This window comes from Henriciella sp., assembly GCF_049649345.1.
Taxonomy (GTDB): Bacteria; Pseudomonadota; Alphaproteobacteria; order Caulobacterales; family Hyphomonadaceae; genus Henriciella.
Window position 1 is genome coordinate 1 of sequence record NZ_JBARZC010000223.1, and the last position, 4,998, is coordinate 4,998.

Here is a 4,998-nt window from a genome sequence, read left to right on the forward strand (position 1 = left end):
GGGGCGGACGCCGCCGGCGCCGGGATGCCCGGCCGATCGTGCCTGCAGATGGCGGTGCCCTTCTCGATGGACTGGCAGCGAGTGCGCCGGCCCTGCTCGACGATGAGCCCCCTGCCCTGCCCGATCCAGACCAAGCCAATCGCTCAACGGCCTCGCAACCGCAGCTCGCGAAAACAGTGGCGCTGGAGGCCGAAAAGGCTGACGATCCGAACACCGACGACGAGTCGGCCACGGATGCCAAGGCGGATGACAAGCAACCGGCCGAGGCGCCGAAAAAACGCCGCAGCCGGCGTCGCAGACCGGCCGGAAAGCCTTCTGAAGGAAAGTCCGAAGCACAGCCTGAGAATCAGGAAGAAGCCAAGACTGATTCTGGCAAACAGGACCCTGAAACGGGCTCGTCAGACACCGCCAAAAAGGACGAACGTGAAGCTGACAAGCCCTCTCCCGCCCCTGTCGAAGCTTCTAAGAAGGCTGACGCGCCCAAACCGGCAGAGGCCGACAAACCAGAGCCCGAACCTGCTGAAGCCAAAGAGACCGAAGCGGCTTCCACGGCGGCTGTGTTCGATGCTGATAAACCCGTTGCAAGCGAACCTGTCCTGATCACCGACGAGGGTCAAAAGGAAGAGGAAAAACCAAAGAAACGGGGCTGGTGGTCGCGCGGGCGCTAGCCGCTCACGAATAGCCGCACTGGACGCTTATCTGGACGGCGCAGCTGCAATGCGGCTGCGCGCGATCCTCTCGGAAACCAGATAGGTTGGTTCATCCGCAGACAGCGCCTCATCAAGGACCTGACCCAGCGTGTCAATCATCACATCGAGCTTCGACATCACCCAATCGCGCGAATACTCACCTGAGATCTCGGCCGCGACATTGATAATGCCGCCCCCATTGATGACGTAGTCAGGCGCATAGAGGATGCCCTTGTGACGTAAGGCTTCGCCCATCTCGGGCGTGGCCAACTGATTGTTCGCGCCGCCCGCCACGACCTTCGCCTTCAGGCGGTCCAACGTCCCTGGATTGAGAATGGCCCCAAGCGCATTGGGCGAAAAGACATCTGCCTCGGCATCATAGATCGCTTCGGGCGCGACGATTTCAGCGCCCGTCCGACCGGCCACAGCGTTCAGTTCATCCTGGTCGATATCGGCGATGAGAAGCTTCGCGCCCTCCTTCGCAAGATGATCGCAGAGATAGCCGCCAACCGATCCGACACCCTGGACAGCGATGGTGCGCCCCGAAAGGTCACCATTGCCGAACGCCCGCTCACAGCAGGCCTTGATTCCCCGATAAACGCCGGTGGCCGTGACCGGAGATGGATCACCGCTGGCCGCAGCGCCAGTGTCGAGGCCGGCGACGTAAGAGGTCTGCGTCGCGACGATAGCCATGTCGCTTGTATCAATGCCGACGTCCTCGGCGGTGTAATAATCCCCGTTCAGAGACTCGATGGCCCGGCCGAACGCTTCGAACAGCGCCGGCGATTTGTCCGTCTTGGAATTTCCCCAGATCACGGCCTTGCCGCCGCCGAGCGGGAGGCCCGCCATGGCGTTCTTGAAGCTCATTCCCTGTGACAGGCGCAGCGCATCACGAAGCGCCTGCTCGCCTGTCTCATAGTTCCACATGCGGCAGCCGCCCGCCGCCGGACCAAGGGCAGTCGAGTGAATTGCAATAATTGCCTTGAAGCCGGAGGTCTCATCCTCGAAGAAATGAACGCCTTCGTGATGGTCGTAGGACGGATGATCAAACATGCAAACTGCCTCCGGGACTTAGGGCAGCGCCATAGCGATCTTGCAGGCAGGGTCAACCCGCATGTTCACTGCAAGGGAAGGGACGGCGCGCCAGATGGGCGTTCCACGGAAGGATTTTCCATGAACGCCAGGATATCGGCAAAAACGACTTCTGCCTGCAGGTCTCTCAAAAGCATGTGGTAGCCGTCTTGATAATACGCCGTTTGGACATGCTCCGGCAGGATCTTCGCGGTGCGCTTCATGGCGTCAGGCGGTATGACGATATCCTTTGCGCCATAAGTCAGGAGCGTCGGCACGCTGGACGGAAGATTTGGGACACGTTTATGCGCCTGTTCCATCAGGGAAACGAGGCCGTAAACCTGGTCGATACGGTTGTCCTTCAAGCCCAGTGGATCAAACCAGAGCGCTCTAAGCATCTCGATATTATCAGAGGGCTCGATCTTCACGCCCTTGGGCGGGCGGACGACCCAGCCAGGGCGCACATGGGCTGCTATCCAAAGGCTGCTGCTATAGAGCGGGTTAAGCGCGCCCCACCCCCTGACGCCGGGCCCTGAGAGAATGAGGCGGTCAACACCCATAGGCGGGTCGTCTGAGCCGAACACAGTCATCGCGACAGCGCCGCCCATCGAAATGCCAATGATCGTGACAGGCGTGCCGGGATGCTCGGCCTGGGCGAGCGCGATGGCGGTTCTGAGGTCCTGTTGCATCAGGCCATCGGCCGGCCACACGCCCCTGTCGGCAGAACGTCCAAATCCGCGCTGGTCATAGGCGTAGGTTGTTACGCCGCGCTCAGCCATCCACGGCGCAATCAGATGGAAGGCATTGGCATAGTCGTTCATGCCATGAAGGCCGACGATCACATGGTCTGGCGCTCCGGAGCGCGCCTCCCAAACGGACAGGCCAAGCTCAGAACCGTCAAAGCTCACAAAGCGGTTGTTGGGCGCGTCGAAATACGAGGTTGTCGAAGAAGCCATGGGTAATGCCGTCTGGACTGCTGGTGTCGCACACGCGGACAGGAAAAGGGCGAAGACTGCGGCCAGCCATCTCATGATAAGAGAGTTCTCACCCGGCGTCTGAGTTCCGGCAAGACCTCATTTTCAAACCAGGGGTGGCGTTTCAGCCAGCCATTGTTGCGCCAGCTGGGATGCGGCGTCGGCAGGACACCGGATTTGAGATGGGTGCGCCAGTCCCGCACGGTTTCGGTCAGCGTCTTCGCTTTGGCCGCTGCCAGATGCCAGCTCTGGGCATAGCCGCCAATCGCCAGCACAAGCTCAAGGTTTGGCATCCGTTCCAGTAGCCCCGCCCGCCAGGTCGGCGCGCAGACCTTCATGGGCGGACGATCGCCGCCATTCTTGTCATAGCCGGGAAAGCAGAAGCCCATGGGCGCAATCGCGATCCTGCTTTCGTCATAGAACTCGTCATCACTCACCCCCATCCACTCGCGAAGCCGGACACCTGAGGGGTCTGCGAAGGGTTGTGATTTCACGTCAGCGAGATTGCCTGGCGCCTGGCTCGCAACCAGAATGCGTGCCGATGATTGGGCGCGCACAATCGGGTTTGGCGCGCGGTCCATAGCGCCTTTGCAGATCTCGCAGGCGCGCAATTTGTCGAGATAGGCTTGGAGTTCGCTTGACACTTATGCAACGTGTTCAATGTTCGCGAAAGATCAAGGAGTGCGGAATGGGTAGCGATGTTATTGAGCAGGTCATAACAGCCCGCGCGCGCGACCTTGGCGGCGGCTTCAAGGTTCGCCGCGTCCTGCCTTTCCACAACAGACGAATGGTCGGCCCCTTCATCTTCTTCGATCATTTCGGGCCGGCCGAATATGCGCCGGGCGATGGCATGGACGTCCGCGCTCATCCGCACATTGGCCTTGCCACCGTGACCTATCTGTTCGACGGCGCCATCGCCCACAAGGACACGGTCGGCTCGGATATCGTCATCCGCCCCGGCGCGGTGAACTGGATGGTCGCCGGCAAGGGCATCGTCCATTCCGAGCGCACACCGCCGGAAGAGCGCAAGACCGGCATGCGTATTCACGGCATCCAGACCTGGGTCGCGTTGCCTGAGGGTGAGCAGATGTGCGAGCCCTCCTTCACTCATCATCCAAAGGCGGACCTGCCCGTATTCGATCTCGGCGGGGCGCAGGCGCAGGTGCTGGCAGGATCGGCCTGGGGCCACACATCGCCAGTCAGGTTTCCATGGGGCATCTGGTATGTCGGCGTGTCAGCAAAGGACGGCGCCGATTTCGAAATCCCGGCAGACGCAGCCGATGAACGCGCGGTCTATGTCGCTGGCGGGACGGTCCGCATCAATGGGAAGGCTGTCGCTCAGGGCGAAATGGCGGTCCTGAAGCCCGACATGGCAGCGCTCATAAATGCCGAACCGGAGACCTATTTCATGCTGGTCGGCGGGCAGACCATGGATGGCCCGCGCAAGATCGAGTGGAACCTTGTCGCCAGCCGGCAGGAGCTGATCGACGAAGCCAAGGCGGGCTGGCGCGATTCGATCGCGAACGCCTGGGCAGGGACACGCTTTGCGCTACCGGATGGCGAAACGGAATACATTCCCCTACCTGAAGACCAGTCGCGCAAATAATCTGCCGCACATCGGTTTTCTTGTGACCGCTTCGTGCTTGTGCCAGAACACGGGCAAACAACTATCAACGGAGACACTTACATGAAGCGCACGCTCTGGCCCGCTATCTCACTTCTCGCACTCGCCGCCTGTTCCAACGAGGCCACGGCGCCGGCAGAAACGACCGACGCAGAGACGCCGCCAGCCGAAGCGGTGGAAACGGAAACTGCAGAGACAAGGACGTCAGACGAGCTTCTTCTTCCGCTCCCCGATGCAACTTCCGCTGAGATTACAGCAGACGATCTCGCCGTGCGCATCAAGACGCTTGCCGATGATGCCTTTGAGGGCCGCGGGCCTGGCAGCGAAGCCGGCGAAAAGGCGCCCGTCTGGATCGCCGCGGAAATGGAACGGATCGGCCTTGAGCCGGGCGGCGACAATGGATCCTGGTATCAGAGCGTTGGCATGGTCGAGCAGACACTGGATGAAAATGCCTCCAGCCTTACATTCGAGGGCGGCCGGTCCGGCGAAGCCTATCCGATGACACTCAAACAGGACGCGGTTCTCTGGACCAAGCATCAGGACGCACAAGAGCTGGACTGGTCCGACTCTGATCTTGTCTTCGTCGGCTACGGCGTTGTCGCGCCCGAAGATGACTGGAACGACTATGAAGGCGTCGACG

The 4,998-nt window shown here is 61.0% G+C and carries 4 protein-coding genes and 2 pseudogenes; 3 read left to right on the forward strand and 3 right to left on the reverse strand.

The window, feature by feature from the left end:
* Positions 1-668, forward strand: a pseudogene (locus WA989_RS05605) (ribonuclease E/G); the annotation flags it as partial.
* A gap of 27 nt (positions 669-695) precedes the next feature.
* Here the strand turns inward: WA989_RS05605 and WA989_RS05610 are convergent.
* The 3 genes from WA989_RS05610 to WA989_RS05620 all read right to left on the reverse strand — a co-directional run bounded on the left by WA989_RS05610 (position 696) and on the right by WA989_RS05620 (position 3,378).
* Positions 696-1,742 carry a Glu/Leu/Phe/Val family dehydrogenase gene (locus WA989_RS05610; protein ID WP_424339524.1) on the reverse strand — a complete coding sequence of 349 codons (1,047 nt, stop codon included), beginning with the start codon at positions 1,740-1,742 and terminating at the stop codon, positions 696-698.
* A 65-nt stretch (positions 1,743-1,807) separates the two neighbouring features.
* On the reverse strand, positions 1,808-2,716 hold the full coding sequence (locus tag WA989_RS05615; protein ID WP_424339525.1) for an alpha/beta fold hydrolase: 909 nt from the start codon (positions 2,714-2,716) through the stop codon (positions 1,808-1,810).
* Positions 2,717-2,787: 71 nt separating this feature from the next.
* On the reverse strand, positions 2,788-3,378 hold the full coding sequence (locus WA989_RS05620) for a uracil-DNA glycosylase family protein (RefSeq protein ID WP_424339526.1): 591 nt from the start codon (positions 3,376-3,378) through the stop codon (positions 2,788-2,790).
* A gap of 44 nt (positions 3,379-3,422) precedes the next feature.
* On the opposite strand from WA989_RS05620, the gene WA989_RS05625 reads away from it, so the two are divergent.
* Positions 3,423-4,340, forward strand: coding sequence for a pirin family protein (locus tag WA989_RS05625; RefSeq protein ID WP_424339527.1), 918 nt, complete (start codon positions 3,423-3,425; stop codon positions 4,338-4,340).
* An 81-nt stretch (positions 4,341-4,421) separates the two neighbouring features.
* A pseudogene (locus WA989_RS05630) lies at positions 4,422-4,998 on the forward strand (peptidase M28); the annotation flags it as partial.

What these genes read in the sequence shown, in the direction of transcription:
- WA989_RS05625 (WP_424339527.1), top strand. Translation starts at nt 3,423, where the DNA reads ATGGGTAGCGATGTTATTGAGCAGGTCATAACAGCCCGCGCGCGCGAC.
- WA989_RS05610 (WP_424339524.1), bottom strand. Translation starts at nt 1,742, where the DNA reads ATGTTTGATCATCCGTCCTACGACCATCACGAAGGCGTTCATTTCTTC.
- WA989_RS05615 (WP_424339525.1), bottom strand. Translation starts at nt 2,716, where the DNA reads ATGGCTTCTTCGACAACCTCGTATTTCGACGCGCCCAACAACCGCTTT.